The sequence below is a fragment of the Micromonospora sp. LH3U1 genome, from assembly GCF_028475105.1.
Classification (GTDB): Bacteria; Actinomycetota; Actinomycetes; order Mycobacteriales; family Micromonosporaceae; genus Micromonospora.
The window spans coordinates 6,026,323-6,041,374 of the sequence record NZ_CP116936.1 but is presented as its reverse complement, the minus strand read 5'-3'; the positions used below and the strand labels follow the sequence as shown (position 1 = coordinate 6,041,374).

Below are 15,052 nucleotides of genomic sequence, written 5' to 3'. Positions count from 1 at the left end.
TTCCGCTTTCCGGGCCGGTCGGCCCGTCCGTTCAGGCCGATGTGAGGTGATCAACGGGCCGGTCCGAGGCCTACTGCGGCTTATGCGGATTTCAGAGCTTTGACACGCTGAAAGCGGCTGAATAGTTTCCCCTTTCAACTACCAGGCAGGCACGGTCCAGCTACCGTGCACGGCTTCCCGGGCGCGATCGGCGATTGCCTGCCCGCTGTCCCCGGATGAGCCTGCTGCTTGTCGAAACGGGGGAGACCGAAGCGATGACCTCGCCACCTATAACGGAGGCGGACACCCCGCCTGCTCCGTCCCTGCAGACCGCCGAATTCCGGGTGCCGGCAGCCCTGTCGAAGTGGACACCGCGGCGTGTCGGCGAGACGCCAACCCGTCCCGCGTACGCCCTGGTGCCGTTGCCCCCCACCGACGAGGAGATGGTCTCCTACCGCAAGCGGCGGATGCCCGCGCTGGTGCTGCCCTCGCTGGTCAGCTTCGGCTGCCTGATCGCCAGCCAGCTGCTCTTCGTCCGGCTCGATCCCTTGCTCTGGCTGCTCGCCCCGCTGCTCCTCTTCACCGTCGCCTACTACGTCATCTCGCTCTGCGTGAACCTCTTCACGCCGGGCTTCGACATGGCCCGGCACCGGGAGTTGGTACGCAGCTGGAAGCCGTCCCGGTACCCGACGGTGGACGTCTTCCTGCCGGTCTGCGGCGAGCCGCCGCACGTGCTGCGCAACACCTGGGAACACGTCCGCGCGATGGGCGGATACTACCGGGGCGACGTGACCGTCTACGTGCTCGACGACTCGCCCAACGAGGCGATGGAACGGACGGCACTGGCCTTCGGCTTCGTCTACCAGCGCCGGCCCAACCGGGGCTGGTTCAAGAAGGCCGGCAACATGCGCTACGCGTTCGAGCGCACGATGAGCGACTTCATCCTGGTCCTCGACGCCGACTTCGTCCCCCGCAGGGACATGCTCGACCAGATGCTGCCCTGGTTCGACGCCGAGCCGCAGGCCGGCATCGTGCAGTCGCCGCAGTACTTCCGGGTACACCGGGGCCAGACCTGGGTGGAGCGCGGCGCCGGCGCGGTGCAGGAACTGTTCTACCGCTCGGTTCAGGTCTCCCGGCAGGCGCACGACTCCGCGATCTGCGTCGGCAGCTGTGCGATGTACCGGCGGGACGCGCTGTTCTCCATCGGCGGATCCACCCTCATCGAGCACTCCGAGGACGTGCACACTGGCTTCGACCTGCGGATGAAGGGCTGGAAACTGCGCTACATCCCGGTGGTGCTGGCCGCTGGGCTCTGCCCGTCCGACGTCGACTCGTTCTTCACCCAGCAGTACCGCTGGTGCGCCGGCTCGATGAGCCTGCTCGCGTCGAAGAAGTTCTGGTCGACGAAGCTGCGCTGGCGTGCCCGGCTGAGCTACATCTCCGGCTTCTGCTACTACCTGCACACGGGGCTGTTCACCTTCGTCGCGCCGATCGTCCCGGTGCTGATGCTCACCGCGTTCGCGCACGAGATCGCGCTGGCGAACTATCTGCTGATCCTGCCCAGCGTCATCTACAACATGGTGATTTTCCCGTTCTGGCACCGGACCCGGTACGGCCTGGAGAGCTGGACGGTAAAAATGATCTACGGGTGGGCGCATGCCTTCGCGATCATCGATATCCTCCGAGGTCGGCGGATGGGTTGGCAGCCCACCGGCGGCACCGCCAAGAAGAGCAAGACCAAGCGACTCTGGACCGGAATGAGAGTCTGGACAGCCGGCAGCGGCGTCGTCTGGGCCGGTCTTGCCGCCTGGCGAATGTTCGTCGAGCCTGACCCGCTGATCTTCGCCCCGGCGTTCCTCAGCGCCGTCTTCTACCTGGCCATCGTCGGACAGGCGCTAGTGGTCAAGCCTGAGAAGGACGTCGAGGTCGTGCGGTGAAGACCAAGTACCTGATCACCTTCCTGGTGATCTTCGCGCTGGCCCTCACCGAGGTCGCCGTGCTGCGTACGGTCGACATCAGGGTCAGCTCCAGTAGCCTCGCAGCCCCGGACGGCGGTGGGCCCGCCGCCGTGGTTGAGGCGCCGCCCGCGTACGACGTCACGGCGCTGCGATCCCCGAAGGGCAAGTACCTGGGCGTTTCGGTGCAGGGTGGTGCCGAGATGGACCGGATCACGTCGTTCGCCACCGAGACCGGCAAGAAGCCGAACCTGGTCGCCGTCTTCGAGAGCTTTGACGACAAGTTCGCCGCCAGCGAAGTCCGCGAGCTGCATCAGTACGGCGCCCTGGCGGTGATCCGCTGGGAGCCGTTCAACATCCCGATGCGTGACATCGCGGCCGGTAAGCACGACGCGTACGTCAAGGAGTTCGCGGCGTCGGTCCGGATGCTGAACCTGCCCATCGCGCTCACCTTCGCCCACGAGATGAACGGTCCCTGGTACTCGTGGGGCACGAAAGCAAACAAGGCCGCGGAGTACGTCGCCGCCTGGCGGCACCTGCACGAGATCTTCGCCCAGCAGGACGCCACCAACGTGATCTGGACGTGGACCCCGAACGTCATCAACTACCTGCGAAAGACGAGCATCAAGGCGCTCTACCCGGGTGACGCGTACGTCGACTGGGTCGGCATGGACGGCTACTACACCATCAAGGGGCAGAAGACGTTCGACAGTCTGTTCGGACCGACCATCCGGGAGATCCGCACGTTCACCTCGCGGCCGCTGCTGATCGTGGAAACCGGTGCGGAGCCGAGTACGCGTCGGCCGGCGCAGATCACCGACCTGCTCTCGAACGTCGCTCGACGCAAGGACATGATCGGCGTCGCCTACTTCAACATCAACGGCTCGGGGAAGTGGAACATCGACAAGGATTCGGCTGCTCGCCGGTCGTACAAGAGGGGCGCCGCCACGGCGGTCTTCGGTTTCGACGTACGGACCGCGAAGTGACCGCCCCGGCCATCGAGTGGACTGGGCAGGCCACCTCGGCGGAGACCGCGGCTGCCACCGCGACCGTTCGAGGCCGCCGCCGGGACGGCTGGTGGGCGTTGCTGCCGGTCGCCGTCGCGCTGGGGCTCGGCTGGTGGCGGCTCGGTGCCAGGGACCTGTGGAACGACGAGTTGGTCACCTGGCACGCCACCTCGCTGTCGGTCGACCAGTTCCGGATGCTGATCGGCAACATCGACCTGGTGCACGCCTTCTACTACCTGTTCATGTCGGCTGTCACCGCGCTGGCCGGCGATTCGGCCATCGCGCTGCGGCTGCCCTCGGTGGTCGCGATCGGGCTCACCGCAGGGCTGGTGGCGCTGATCGGGCGGCGGCTGTTCGACACTCCGGTCGGCGTACTGGCCGGGCTGTTGTTCGCCCTGCTCCCCACCGTCTCCCGGTACGCCCAGGAAGCCCGCTCCTACGCACTGGTCACGCTCGCGGCGACCGCGGCGACCTGGCTCCTCCTCCGAGCGATCGGCCAGTCGTCGCGAGCCCGCTGGTGGGCGTACGGCATCGCGCTGGTCCTGGTCGGCTGGCTGCACTTCGTCGCGCTGCTGGTGGTGGCCGCCCATCTGCTCTACCTCTGGCGCTCCGTGCCCGGCGCGGAGTTGCGCTGGCGGTGGGCTGCCTCCACCGGGATCGCCGGCCTGTTCGTCCTTCCCCTGCTGATGCTCGGCAGCCGGCAGTCCGGGCAGATCTCCTGGGTCAAGAACGACGGGGACGCGGTGCTGCGCTTACTGGACAACCTGACCGGCACCAGGGCCGCCCTGGTCGTGACGGTGGCGCTCGCCGTGGTCGCGGTGACCACGGCCGGGTCGCGCCGGCGACCGGCCGCGCTGATGCTGGCCGTCTGGGCGGTGCTGCCGCCGATCGCGGGCTATCTCACCTTCACCTGGCTGCACCTCTTCCTGGCTCGCTACTTCCTCTTCACTGTGCCGGCCTGGACCCTGCTCGCCGCGTTCGGGGTTTGCCAGGCGCTGCGGTTGGTGACTCGGAGCCGCCTTCCGGCCGCCGGGTTGGTGGGCGCGCTGCTCCTGCTGCCGACGTTGGCTTGGCACACGATGCCGGCGCAGGAGAAGGTGCGGTCCAACGAGGCCGACGGGCAACCTCACTACCTGGACGCCGTCCGGTATCTCGGGTCGCGGGTGCAGCCCGGTGACGGTATGGCGTACAACGACGGGTTCGGCGGCACCGGCGAGGTGGCCCGCAAAGCGACCGACTACAGCCTGCGTGACCAACTCCGCCCCCGGGACGTCTTCTCGTCCGTGCCGGCCCGGGACACCGGTTGGCTGACCGCCCGAGAGTGCGCTGACCCGGTGGTCTGCGTCGGCGACACCAAACGGATCTGGCTCGTCGAGACGGGTCACCTCAACGACAGCCTGGCCGGCTTGCCGCCGGCCCGGGAGGCGCTACTGCGGCAGAAGTTCCTGATCAAGGAGGTCAAGCGGTTCGACCGGGTCCGGGTCGTGCTGCTGGAACGCAAGCCGTGACCGGGGTGGGCGTGGTCAGACGGCGCCCGGGGCGACGAGTCAGCGACCGGGACGGCTGGTCAGCAGGGCGACGGTCAGGCCGGGCCGCTGCCAGACCTGGGTGACGGTGAAGTCCGCGCGTAGCGCGTCGCCCTTGGCGCCCGGCACGGCACCCAGCGGCTCGGCGTGCCGGCCGGTGACGACGAGCCACACCCGTGGCGTGCCGGCCAGGCACTGTGCCGGTTGGGGGCACTCGGCGGCCCACAGGTCGCCCCGGCGGACCTCGTCCTCGGTGACCAGCACGTCCCTGGGTGGGTTGGCGAGGTGGTACTCGATGCCGAGGTCGAGGAAGAGCCAGCTGTGCCGGGGCGAGTAGACCACCGCGTCGCCCGGTCGCTGACCGTCGGCGATCACCCGCGCCACACCCGTGTAGTCCACCGGCGCGCTGCGTGGCCACTCGTGGGTTCGCCGCAGCGCCGCCTGGTCGGGCAGGCCGAGCAACCCGGCCAGGACGACCACGACGAGCGCGGCCGGCGCGGCCACGGCGGCCAGCGCGGCGCCCGCCAGCAGGCACGCGAAGGGCACCACGAAGACCAGGTACCGGGGCACCCACAGCGGTACGGCCGCACCGACGGTGAAGAGCAGCAGCACGGGCAGCAGTACCGCGCTCACCGGCAGCAGGGCGCGCCGCCCGAGCCGGGCCGCGCCCAGCGCGGCGACCCCGACCAGCAGGCCGCCCACCACGCTGCTCTGGGCCACGCCGCCGGGCAGCGCGGTCAGGTCGTCCAGGCGTGCCAGGCCGACCCAGTTCAACTGCCGGGACTGCTGTGTCCGCGCCTTCAGCAACAGCGGACCGGCCAGCAGCGCGACCGGCACCACGGCGACCACCCACCGCCACACCCGCCGGTCCCGCTCGACCGTGGGGTGGCCCGGGGTGGCGATGCCGGCTGCGGCCGGGCCGCGCCACCAGGCGAGCAGGACGACCAGCCCGTGCGCGGCGAGCAGGGTCAGCGCGATCAGGTGGACGAGTCCGAGAGCGGCGACGGCGGCGGCGTAACCGGCCCAACGGGCCCAGCTCGGCCGGCGCAGCGCGGTCACCAGCAGCAGGGTGGCGAGCACCGCGAGCATGGTGGCCAGGGCGTACGGGCGGGCTTCCTGCCCATAGCGGGAGGTGCCGGGGAGCACCGCGAACAGCAGCCCGGCGAAGAGGCCGCCGCGCCGGTCGACGAGCCGCGCGCCGAGCACGGCGAGCAACCCGGCGGCCACGGTCATCGCCAGCACGGCCGGCACGCGGAGGGCGATCGTGGAGTCGCCGACGACCGTGGTCCAGACGTGCATCAGCAGGTAGTACGGGCCAGTGGCGGCGTCGATGGTGCCGGCCAACCGGGCCAGGTCGTCGGGCGACCGGGTGGCCGCGCTCCAGGTCGCCAGCTCGTCGCGCCAGAGCTGGGCGGAGCCCAACCCGGTCAGGGTCACCGCCAGGGTCAGCAGCGCCGGGGGGAGCCAGACCGGCACGCGGCGCAGGCGGTCCCACCCCGACCTGGTCGACTGCTCGGACAACGTGCCCACGGTCCGAGCCTCCCACGGTGCTGCCGAGAACTCGGCCCGTGATGTGGGATCCGGCACGCGGACATTGGCCGGCCACCATGGGGTGTGGCAGCATAGGCCCATGACCGCCGCTGTCATCCGCCGCTTCGTGGCCCGTCGCCACGTCGATTACGGCCGCGTCCGCAGCGCGATCTGTCCGGCCTACTGACGACGCCCGACCAATCCGTCTCGGGCGCGCTCTGCGCCGGCTGTCTCAGACACCGTTGTCCCGCCCGCTCCCGGGGCTGGCCGCCGCGCCCCGCGCGTGCCCAGAGGCACAGCAGACAACGGAGGACGCCGCGATGGCGGTCAGCAGCATCCCGGCCCGTTCCGAGGACCCGACGGCCCGCCCGGTCCGGGCGCCACGCCGGCCGCGGGGTGAGGGTCAGTGGGCGCTCGGCCACCGCGAGCCCCTCAACCCCAACGAGCGGATCAAGAAGGACGACGACCCGCTCAACGTCCGGGCCCGAATCGAGAACATCTACGCCCACCGCGGCTTCGCTTCCATCGACCCGCAGGATCTGCGCGGCCGGTTCCGCTGGTGGGGCCTCTACACCCAGCGCAAGGCGGGCATCGACGGCGGGCGCACCGCCGTGCTGGAGCCGCACGAGCTGGAGGACGAGTTCTTCATGCTCCGCGTCCGCATCGACGGCGGTCAGCTCAGCCTGGCCCAGCTGCGGGTGATCGCGGACATCTCCCGGGAGTTCGCGCGGGACACCGCCGACATCACCGACCGGCAGAACATCCAGTACCACTGGATCCGGGTCGAGGACATGCCGGAGATCTGGCGCCGGCTGGAGTCGGTCGGCCTCCAGACCACCGAGGCGTGCGGCGACTGCCCCCGGATCGTGCTGGGCAGCCCGGTCGCCGGGGTGGCACGCGACGAGATGCTCGACCCCACCCCGGCGGTCGACGAGATCGTCGCCCGGTACGTCGGGGACAAGCAGTTCTCCAACCTGCCCCGCAAGTTCAAGACGTCGATCTCCTGGTTGGTGGACACCCCGTACGAGTCGAACGACATCGCCTTCCTCGGCGTCGACCACCCCGAGCACGGCCCCGGCTTCGACGTCTGGGTCGGCGGCGGTCTCGCCACCAACCCGATGCTCGCCCAGCGGCTCGGCGTCTGGGTGCCGCTGACCGAGGTGCCGGACGTGTGGGCCGGGGTGGTCGGGATCTTCCGCGACTACGGCTACCGCCGGCTGCGTAACCGTGCCCGGCTGAAGTTCCTGGTGGCCGACTGGGGCGTGGAGCGTTTCCGCGAGGTCCTGGAGAAGGACTACCTCGGCCGTACGTTGCTCGACGGCCCGGCGCCGATCCTGCCGGCGAAGCCGGTCGACCACGTTGGTGTGCACGAGCAGGCCGACGGGCGGCACTACGTGGGTGCCGCCCCGGTGGTCGGGCGGGTGTCCGGCGCGCAGCTCACCCAACTGGCCGACGTGGTCGAGGCGCACGGCAGCGAACGGGTGCGGCTCACCCCGTACCAGAAGCTGCTGGTGCTCGACGTGCCGTCGGAGCGGACGGAGTCGCTGGTCGACGCGCTGCGCGGGATCGGCCTGGAGGCTCGGCCGTCGGCCTGGCGGCGGGGCACGATGGCCTGCACCGGCATCGAGTACTGCAAGTTGGCCATCGTCGAGACGAAGGCCCGCGGTGAGGAGTTGGTGGCCCGGCTGGAGCAGCGGCTGCGCGACTTCGACGCGGACATCTCGATCCACATCAACGGCTGCCCGAACGCGTGCGCGCGCACCCAGGTGGCCGACATCGGGCTCAAGGGCCAGTTGGTGGTCGGCCCGGACGGTCGGCAGGTGGAGGGTTTCCAGGTGCACCTGGGCGGCGGGCTGGGCATGGCCCAGGGGCAGACCGCCGGTTTCGGCCGCAAGCTGCGTGGCCTGAAGACCACCGCCGAGGACCTTCCGGAGTACGTGGAACGGCTGGCCCGCCGCTACCTGGCCGGTCGGAGCGAGGGCGAGACGTTCGCCAACTGGGTGATCAGAGTCGACGAGGAGGAACTGCGATGAGCAGCGAGAACCGAGCGGCACCTCTGTACTGCCCGTACTGCGGCGAGGAGGACCTGCGGCCGCACGAGGCGGGGCACGGCGCCTGGGAGTGCCACGCCTGCACCCGGGTCTTCTCGGTGAAGTTCACCGGGCTGCTCTCGCGGTCGGTGACCCGATGAGCCTCGTCTCCGCCGCAGGCCTGGGCCTGGTCGGCCCGGATGTTCCGACGCCGGCCGACCCGGCCCGGCGCAGCCCGGACGAGCTGCGGGCCCTGGCCGAGCAGGCGGCTCGGGACCTGGAGGGCGCCCCGGCACTGGAGATCGCCCGCTGGGCGGCGCAGACCTTCGGTGACCGGTTCTGCGTCACCAGCTCGATGGCCGACGCCGTGCTGGCCCATCTGGTGTCCCGGGTGGCCCCGGGGGTGGACGTGGTCTTCCTCGACACCGGCCTGCACTTCCCCGAGACGCTACGGGTGCGGGACGAGGTTGCCCGGACGCTGCCGGTGAACGTCCGCTCGATCCGACCCCGGCTCACCGTCGGCCAGCAGGACGGCCAGTACGGCCCCCGGCTGTTCAACAAGTCGCCGGACGACTGCTGTCAGCTGCGCAAGGTGGAGCCACTGGAGCGGGCGCTGACCGGGTACGACGCCTGGGCCGCGGGCCTGCGTCGGGACGAGTCGCCGACCCGGGCCAACACGCCGGTGGTGACCTTCGACGCGCGGCGCGGCCGGGTGAAGGTCAACCCGATCGCGGCGTGGTCACAGGGGGATGTGGATGCCTACATCGCCCGCTTCAACGTGCCGGTCAACGAGCTGTTCAAGCAGGGTTACGGCTCGATCGGCTGCTGGCCGTGCACCCGCCGGACCAAGGCCGGCGAGGACGCGCGGGCCGGCCGGTGGGCCATGTTCGAGAAGACCGAGTGCGGGCTGCACGTCTGACCTCCCCGGCGACGACCCCGACCGGCCCCGGTGCGGCCGGCGGGGCGGACCCGGTGGTGCTTGTCGCGCACGGCAGCCGCGATCCACGAGCGGCGGATGCCACCCGGGCGCTGGCCCGGGCCATGTCGGCGGCCCGGCCTGGCACCCCGGTGTGGGCGAGCTGGCTGGACCACACCGAGCCGGGGCCGGCCGAGGTGCTGCGCGACCTGGCTGTGGCCGGTCACCGTCGGGCGGTGCTGGTGCCGTTGCTGCTGACCGCCGCGTACCACCATCGGGTGGACATTCCGGCGGCGATCGTCGCGGCGGCGCAGGCCGGGCCACCGCTGGCGGTACGCGTGACCGATGTGCTCGGCCCGGCGGACGGAACCGTCGATCTCGGGCTGTTGGCCGGGCTGCGCCGTCGGCTCGGTGAGGCGCATCCGGGCCGCTTCGACGCGCTGGTGCTGGCCGCGGCCGGGACCCGGGATGCGCGGGCACGCCGCTCGGTGGGCCGGGTCGCGGACGCGCTCGGCGTGGAGTTCGGGGTGCCCTGCCGGGTGGCGTACGCCTCGGCGGCTCCACCGGCGGCCGGCGTGGCGGTGTCCCGGCTGCGGGCGGCCGGCGCACGCCGGGTCGCGGTGTCGGCGTACTTCCTGGCGCCGGGCCTGTTCCACGACGCGGTGGCCGAGGCAGCCCGGGTGGCCGGTGCGGTGGCGGTCGCGGCGCCGTTGACCGATGCGCCGGAGTTGGTCGAGCTGGTGCTGCGCCGGGTGGACGACCCGCCCGGCCGGCACGTGGTGGCACCGGTGGGCTGACCTGTTCCGGTGCTGGACAGCGGAACGCCCCGGTGGGCGAACCCACCGGGGCGTACAGCTGTGTCGTTGGGGATCAGGCGGAGTGAGCGCGCAGCACCCGGAGGCCGCCGCGCCGCTTGACAGCGCGCCGCTCCTCCTCGCTCATTCCGCCCCAGACGCCGGCGTCCTGACCAGACTCGAGTGCCCACTGCAGGCACTGGTCGGTCACGGAGCAGCGCCTGCAGACGGCCTTGGCCTGCTCGACCTGCAGGAGAGCCGGTCCGGACGTCCCGATTGGGAAGAACAGCTCCGGGTCCTCGTCGCGGCAGACAGCATGGTGACGCCAGTCCATGGCGGCAACACTCCTCATTCTGGATGGGTGGCAAACAATTGCTTGTCGTGCTTTTCCTATATGCATCCGCAGTGCCGGTGGTGACAGTTAGCGTCTGTCCATTCGGCAGTGCGTGAGCAGGCGGTTCGCGCCGGGGACCTGCTGGAAGAGCTCAACCTGACGAGCATATCCAGGCAATGTCCCGGTAACTCAAGTTCGCTTGTGAATACTTTCACGAACATTCACGATGTCAAGGGTGACGCTCGGAAAAACTCCGAGCGGTGAGCAAGCCCACAACCCATTTGTCCGGGTTCCAGTGCTTTCCTGGTTACCCGCCGTGCCACAGTCGAGGATCAATATAGTACAGTGCGCGTGACATTGCTGACATTTCCGGCACCTGCCCCTCGGTGTGGCGCGACCGTGTCGATGCGGTTGTGACCACCGTGTCGACCTGAGGCAGTACCCCGAGACCTAGCAGATTACTCTCAGTGCGGCGGGAACGGAGGTGAATCTGACTTTCTCCCGCTCGCCGAGATAGTCGCCGTCCAGCTGGAACGCCTGCGGACGGCCGGAGACCAGCGTGAACTCCGGCGTGTCATGGAGTCGTAACACTTGCCGACCGCGTGGATTCGGCTGCCGAGACAGGAACTGCGTCACGGTCCGTGTTGTGCTAGCCACCCGGAGCTGACGCAACGCCAGCACATCCAGCCCGAGGTCGAACGACGCCGCCGGGTTCGGGTTGACCTCCCGGTCGCCCAGGTACGTCCAGGGTGCCGTGTTCTGGATGATGACGGTGGCCAGCTCGGCCTCCTCCGGCTCGCCCGGACGCTCCAGGACGATCGCCGGATGGCGCCGGTCCGAGGCGAGGAAGTACTGGTTCATGATCGAGCGCAGATAGAGCGTCGGCGTGGACACCCGGCCCTTGCGCCGGGCCTGCTCCACCCGGTGGATCACCGCGGCGTCCAGCCCGAACCCGGCGCAGAAGGTGAAGTAGCGGTCGTCCGCGCGGCCCAGCCCAACCGTCCGGCTCCGGCCCAGCCGCAACCCTTCGAGGATCATGCTGGTCGCCTCCGGCCACTCCCGGGGCAGGCCCAACGCGCGGGCGAACACGTTGGTCGAGCCACCCGGGACGGTCGCCAGCGCGGGCAGTCGCTCGGCCATCGGGGCGTCGTCGGCGCGACTCGGGGGGTCGGCCGTCATCAGGCCGTTCACCACCTCGTTCACGGTGCCGTCGCCACCAAGGGTGACGACCAGGTCGACCCCCTCCGCGGCGGCCTCCCGGGCCAGCGCCATGGCGTGCCCGCGTCGGCGGGTGTAGCGCACGCTGAGGTCGACTTCGCTGCGCAGCGCCCGGACAAGCACGTCCCGGCTGCGTTCGCTGGTGGTGGTGGCCTTTGGATTGACCACCAGGACGGCCCGCATGGGCGGCACTTTACCTCTCAGAAGCCCGGGTATCGTGGCGCGCGTGACCATCGACTCGGCCCCGTTACCCGTCACGCTCCGCTGGGCGGTCCGGCTGCTGTGGGCGGAGGCGGCTGCCGTCGGGCTGATCGCCGCCTGGCTGGTCTGGTCCGACCTCACGGCCACCATCACCGATCTTCCGTCGGCGTTGCTGGTGACCGCGTTCGCCATCGGTGCGGCGGTCGCGCTCTGGGCGCTGGGCCGTGCGCTGCTGCGCCGTCAGGCGGGCGCACGCGCCCCCGCGATCGTGCTTCAGCTGATGCTGCTGCCGATCGGGTGGTTCATGATCCAGGCTGGGCTGGGCTGGCTGGGCGTGCCGTTGATGGCGCTCGGCCTGGGTGTGGGCTGGCTGCTGGTCAGCCCTCCGACGACCCGGGCCCTCGGCTTCGAGTGACGGTGCCGGCGGGCGCTGTGCCGGTCAGTAACCGCCGGAGCGGCGGGTGAGCAGCGCGATGGTGGCCCGACCATCGGTGGCCGTGGCGGACGCCGAGGTGGTCAGCGCGGTGAGCACCTTCCAGGCGAAGGACGCCTCGGCGGGGAGCGTGGCACCGCGCACGGTCGGCACGGTCACCTCGACGCTCAACGCGTCCTCGGTGACGGCAAAGCGGCACTCCAGCTCGGCGTCGCGGGTGGCGATCGCGAGCAGCATGGCGCACGCCTCGTCGACCGCGATCCGCAGATCCTCGATCTCGTCGAGCGCGAACTGCAACCGGGCCGCCAGACCGGCGGTGGCGGTGCGGAGCACGCTGAGGTAACCGCCGTCCGCAGGCACCGTGAGGTGCACCACGTCGTCGTCGATCGCTGGCTGGCCAGTCAGTTGAGTCACGCCTCATCCCCCCGGTCGGGGACTCTACCCGGTCAGTCGCCCGTACGCGTGCCGGCGGTGGTGGCATGGTCGGCCAGCTCGCGGAGCGCGTCGCCGCTGAGCCGGTAGGGGATCCACTCGCTCATCTGCTCGGCGCCGATCGAGGCGTAGAACCCGGCGGCCGGGTTCCAGTCGATCATCCACCACTCCAGCCGCCGATAGCCGCGTCGTACGCAGATGTCGGCCAGGGTGGCGAGCAGCAGTCGACCCGCCCCGGTGCCCCGGGCAGCCGGCCGGACGTAGAGGTCCTCCAGGTAGATGCCGTGCACGCCGGCCCAGGTGGAGAAGTTGAGGAACCACAGCGCGAAGCCGATCGGCTCGTCGTGCTGGTCCACCGCGACGTGGCCGAAGAGCGCCGGAGCGGGACCGTAGAGGGCCGAGGTCAACTGCTCGACGGTCAGGTGGCACTGGTCGGGGGCACGTTCGTACTCCGCCAGCTCGTGCACCATGGCGACGACGGCCGGCACGTCCTCGGGACGTGCCGGCCGGATCGTTGGTGTGACGGGTGAGGTCACGCCTTCTTGGTCTCCCAGAAGATCTTCGAGATCTCGTCGATCTTCGCGAGCAACTTGTCGGCGGTGGCCGGGTCGAGGCTGCCCTTGACGCCACCGGCGCCGGCGAGCTTGGTGGCCTCGTTGAACAGGCTGTGCAGGTTCGGGTACTTCTCGAAGTGCGGCGGCTTGAAGTAGTCGGTCCAGAGCACCCAGAGGTGGTGCTTGACCAACTCGGCGCGCTGCTCCTTGATGATGATGGAGCGGGTGCGGAACTCCGGGTCGGTGTTCGCCTGGTACTTCTCGCAGATCATTTTGACCGACTCGGCCTCGATCCGAGCCTGAGCCGGATCGTAGACACCGCACGGCAGGTCGCAGTGAGCGCTCGCGGTGACGCGGGGCGCAAGGATGCGCGGAAGTCGCATCGGGATCCTCCATGGGAAGTTTGCGATGATCAAAGGCGACATTACTCCTGGGAGTGCTCCCCGAACCGGGTGGAGGTGAAACCAATGACCACCGATCACCCGGCTGAGGCCGCCCGGTTGCGGAGGCCGCTCACCGCAGTTCTGGTGACCGGACCGTCCATGGCGCCGACGCTGCGGCACGGCGACGCGGTGCTGGTTCGCCCCGGTGGTCGCCCGATCCGACCCGGAGATGTGGTGGTCGCGGTCTTCCGGACCCGGCCCGAGTTGCTGGTGGTGAAGCGGGCGGTCCGGCCGCAGGACGGCGGCTGGTGGCTGCATGGTGACAACGACCTGATCACCGATGACTCCCGGGCGTACGGAGTGGCCGACGTGCGGGGGAGGGTGGTGGCCCGCTACTGGCCGCGCCCCGGACGGGTTCCTCGTCGCCGGTTATGACCCTGCTCACATCCGAGCAGCAGTGCCGACACTATGCTCGGAAGTGCCCGGGTGACCCCCCGCACCGCGTGCCACCGCTCGCCGCCCACCTCGCGGCCGGGCCGGCCGCCCCGTCTGCTCGACAGATCCTGGAGTCACCACCATGTCTTCGTCCACCGTGGACCCCGCTGATCCCGTCTTCCTGCTGCACCGGGGCGGCAAGATGGCCGTCACCTCGACCGTGCCGCTCACCAGCCGGGAAGATCTCTCCCTGGCGTACACCCCGGGGGTGGCCCGGGTGTGTGAGGCGATCGCCGCCGACCCCACCCTGGTGGACGACTACACCTGGGTGTCGCACACGGTCGCGGTGGTCACTGACGGCTCGGCGGTGCTCGGGCTCGGCAACATCGGCCCACGCGCCGCGCTGCCGGTGATGGAGGGCAAGGCGGTGCTGTTCAAGCAGTTCGCCGGGGTGGACGCGGTGCCGATCTGTCTGGACACCCAGGACGTGGACGAGATCGTGGCCGTGGTGCGGGCGCTGGCCCCCTCGTTCGGCGGGATCAACCTGGAGGACATCAGCGCGCCGCGCTGCTTCGAGGTGGAGAGGCGACTCGACGAGGCGCTGGACATCCCGGTCTTCCACGACGACCAGCACGGCACCGCGATCGTGGTGCTCGCCGCGCTGCGCAACGCCGCCACCCTGCTCAACCGCAAACTCGGTGACCTGCGGGTGGCGGTGAGCGGCGCGGGCGCGGCCGGCGTGGCCGTCACGAAGATGCTGGTCGCCGGGGGCGTCAATTCCGACCAGGTGGTGGTCTGCGACTCCAAGGGAATCATCGGGTCGCACCGCACCGAACTGACCGGCACCAAGGCCGAGCTGGCGGCGAGCACCAACGCGGAGGGCCGCCGCGGCGACATCACCGAGGCCCTGCGCGACGCGGACGTGCTGATCGGGGTCTCCGGTGGGCAGATCCCCGAGACCGCAGTGGCCGGAATGGCACCCGGCGGGATCGTCTTCGCGCTGGCGAACCCGACCCCGGAGGTGCACCCCGAGGTGGCCGCCCGGCACGTCGCGGTGGTTGCCACGGGACGCAGTGACTACCCCAATCAGATCAACAACGTGCTGGCGTTCCCGGGGGTGTTCCGCGGTGCGCTGGACGCCGGCGCCACCCGGATCACCGAGGCGATGAAGGTCGCCGCCGCGGACGCCATCGCCGGTGTGGTGGCCGAGTCGCTGACCGTGGACGCGATCGTCCCATCTCCGCTCGACCCGCGCGTCGCGCCGGCCGTCGCCGAGGCGGTCGCCGAAGCCGCCCGCCGTGACGGCGTCGCCCGCAGGTAGGGCC

Annotated in this window: 16 protein-coding genes; 10 read left to right on the top strand and 6 right to left on the bottom strand. The window is 70.4% G+C overall.

Annotated features, from left to right (window positions below; all coding sequences use genetic code 11):
* Positions 1–215 precede the first annotated feature (215 nt).
* From PCA76_RS27650 to PCA76_RS27640, 3 genes are read left to right on the top strand one after another with little or no spacing between them, the layout of a single operon-like run.
* Positions 216–1,916 carry a glycosyltransferase family 2 protein gene (locus tag PCA76_RS27650; RefSeq protein WP_272613374.1) on the top strand — a complete coding sequence of 567 codons (1,701 nt, stop codon included), beginning with the start codon at positions 216–218 and terminating at the stop codon, positions 1,914–1,916.
* Positions 1,913–2,920 (top strand): glycoside hydrolase family 26 protein, encoded by a 1,008-nt coding sequence (locus tag PCA76_RS27645; RefSeq protein WP_272613373.1) that lies wholly within the window; start codon positions 1,913–1,915, stop codon positions 2,918–2,920. The genes PCA76_RS27650 and PCA76_RS27645 overlap by 4 nt, the downstream gene beginning before the upstream one ends.
* Positions 2,917–4,449: a glycosyltransferase family 39 protein gene (locus tag PCA76_RS27640; RefSeq protein ID WP_272613372.1), complete on the top strand. Its 1,533-nt coding sequence runs from the start codon at positions 2,917–2,919 to the stop codon at positions 4,447–4,449. The genes PCA76_RS27645 and PCA76_RS27640 overlap by 4 nt, the downstream gene beginning before the upstream one ends.
* A 39-nt stretch (positions 4,450–4,488) precedes the next feature.
* Here the strand turns inward: PCA76_RS27640 and PCA76_RS27635 are convergent, their stop codons facing one another.
* Complete coding sequence (locus PCA76_RS27635) at positions 4,489–5,997, bottom strand: glycosyltransferase family 39 protein (protein ID WP_272613371.1); 1,509 nt, start codon at positions 5,995–5,997, stop codon at positions 4,489–4,491.
* 320 nt (positions 5,998–6,317) lie between these two features.
* On the opposite strand from PCA76_RS27635, the gene PCA76_RS27630 reads away from it, so the two are divergent.
* From PCA76_RS27630 to PCA76_RS27615, 4 genes are read left to right on the top strand one after another with little or no spacing between them, the layout of a single operon-like run.
* The gene (locus PCA76_RS27630; RefSeq protein ID WP_272613370.1) at positions 6,318–8,030 is read left to right on the top strand and encodes a nitrite/sulfite reductase; all 1,713 of its coding nucleotides are present in this window, start codon (positions 6,318–6,320) and stop codon (positions 8,028–8,030) included.
* Entirely contained in the window at positions 8,027–8,188 is a 162-nt protein-coding gene (locus tag PCA76_RS27625; protein ID WP_272613369.1) for a hypothetical protein, read from the top strand. The genes PCA76_RS27630 and PCA76_RS27625 overlap by 4 nt, the downstream gene beginning before the upstream one ends.
* Positions 8,185–8,946, top strand: coding sequence for a phosphoadenylyl-sulfate reductase (locus PCA76_RS27620; protein WP_272613368.1), 762 nt, complete (start codon positions 8,185–8,187; stop codon positions 8,944–8,946). The genes PCA76_RS27625 and PCA76_RS27620 overlap by 4 nt, the downstream gene beginning before the upstream one ends.
* Positions 8,928–9,740: a sirohydrochlorin chelatase gene (locus PCA76_RS27615; RefSeq protein ID WP_442930168.1), complete on the top strand. Its 813-nt coding sequence runs from the start codon at positions 8,928–8,930 to the stop codon at positions 9,738–9,740. Before PCA76_RS27620 ends, PCA76_RS27615 begins: the two co-directional genes overlap by 19 nt.
* 73 nt (positions 9,741–9,813) lie before the next feature.
* Here PCA76_RS27615 and PCA76_RS27610 read toward each other — a convergent pair whose 3' ends face one another.
* Both PCA76_RS27610 and PCA76_RS27605 read right to left on the bottom strand, forming a co-directional pair.
* Positions 9,814–10,071, bottom strand: a complete 258-nt coding sequence (locus PCA76_RS27610; RefSeq protein ID WP_007072794.1) for a WhiB family transcriptional regulator — start codon at positions 10,069–10,071, stop codon at positions 9,814–9,816.
* Positions 10,072–10,521: 450 nt separating this feature from the next.
* Positions 10,522–11,472, bottom strand: a complete 951-nt coding sequence (locus tag PCA76_RS27605; protein WP_272613367.1) for a diacylglycerol/lipid kinase family protein — start codon at positions 11,470–11,472, stop codon at positions 10,522–10,524.
* Between the two features lie 43 nt (positions 11,473–11,515).
* Here PCA76_RS27605 and PCA76_RS27600 point away from each other — a divergent pair, with 43 nt between their 5' ends.
* Complete coding sequence (locus tag PCA76_RS27600) at positions 11,516–11,905, top strand: hypothetical protein (RefSeq protein ID WP_272613366.1); 390 nt, start codon at positions 11,516–11,518, stop codon at positions 11,903–11,905.
* Between the two features lie 24 nt (positions 11,906–11,929).
* Here PCA76_RS27600 and PCA76_RS27595 read toward each other — a convergent pair whose 3' ends face one another.
* From PCA76_RS27595 to sodN, 3 genes are read right to left on the bottom strand one after another with little or no spacing between them, the layout of a single operon-like run.
* A complete protein-coding gene (locus PCA76_RS27595) occupies positions 11,930–12,337 on the bottom strand; it encodes an ATP-binding protein (protein WP_272613365.1) in 408 nt (135 codons plus the stop codon).
* A 32-nt stretch (positions 12,338–12,369) separates the two neighbouring features.
* Complete coding sequence (locus PCA76_RS27590; protein ID WP_272613364.1) at positions 12,370–12,891, bottom strand: GNAT family N-acetyltransferase; 522 nt, start codon at positions 12,889–12,891, stop codon at positions 12,370–12,372.
* On the bottom strand, positions 12,888–13,292 hold the full coding sequence (sodN, locus tag PCA76_RS27585) for a superoxide dismutase, Ni (protein WP_272613363.1): 405 nt from the start codon (positions 13,290–13,292) through the stop codon (positions 12,888–12,890). The genes PCA76_RS27590 and sodN overlap by 4 nt, the downstream gene beginning before the upstream one ends.
* An 84-nt stretch (positions 13,293–13,376) precedes the next feature.
* Between sodN and PCA76_RS27580 the strand changes: the two genes are divergently transcribed.
* Both PCA76_RS27580 and PCA76_RS27575 read left to right on the top strand, forming a co-directional pair.
* Positions 13,377–13,727 carry a S24/S26 family peptidase gene (locus PCA76_RS27580; protein WP_272613362.1) on the top strand — a complete coding sequence of 117 codons (351 nt, stop codon included), beginning with the start codon at positions 13,377–13,379 and terminating at the stop codon, positions 13,725–13,727.
* Positions 13,728–13,869: 142 nt separating this feature from the next.
* Positions 13,870–15,048 (top strand): NAD(P)-dependent malic enzyme, encoded by a 1,179-nt coding sequence (locus tag PCA76_RS27575; RefSeq protein ID WP_272613361.1) that lies wholly within the window; start codon positions 13,870–13,872, stop codon positions 15,046–15,048.
* The last annotated feature ends 4 nt before the right edge of the window (positions 15,049–15,052 follow it).

What these genes read in the sequence shown, in the direction of transcription:
- PCA76_RS27580 (WP_272613362.1), top strand. Translation starts at nt 13,377, where the DNA reads ATGACCACCGATCACCCGGCTGAGGCCGCCCGGTTGCGGAGGCCGCTC.
- PCA76_RS27625 (WP_272613369.1), top strand. Translation starts at nt 8,027, where the DNA reads ATGAGCAGCGAGAACCGAGCGGCACCTCTGTACTGCCCGTACTGCGGC.
- PCA76_RS27620 (WP_272613368.1), top strand. Translation starts at nt 8,185, where the DNA reads ATGAGCCTCGTCTCCGCCGCAGGCCTGGGCCTGGTCGGCCCGGATGTT.
- PCA76_RS27575 (WP_272613361.1), top strand. Translation starts at nt 13,870, where the DNA reads ATGTCTTCGTCCACCGTGGACCCCGCTGATCCCGTCTTCCTGCTGCAC.
- PCA76_RS27610 (WP_007072794.1), bottom strand. Translation starts at nt 10,071, where the DNA reads ATGGACTGGCGTCACCATGCTGTCTGCCGCGACGAGGACCCGGAGCTG.
- PCA76_RS27605 (WP_272613367.1), bottom strand. Translation starts at nt 11,472, where the DNA reads ATGCGGGCCGTCCTGGTGGTCAATCCAAAGGCCACCACCACCAGCGAA.
- PCA76_RS27650 (WP_272613374.1), top strand. Translation starts at nt 216, where the DNA reads ATGAGCCTGCTGCTTGTCGAAACGGGGGAGACCGAAGCGATGACCTCG.
- sodN (WP_272613363.1), bottom strand. Translation starts at nt 13,292, where the DNA reads ATGCGACTTCCGCGCATCCTTGCGCCCCGCGTCACCGCGAGCGCTCAC.
- PCA76_RS27630 (WP_272613370.1), top strand. Translation starts at nt 6,318, where the DNA reads ATGGCGGTCAGCAGCATCCCGGCCCGTTCCGAGGACCCGACGGCCCGC.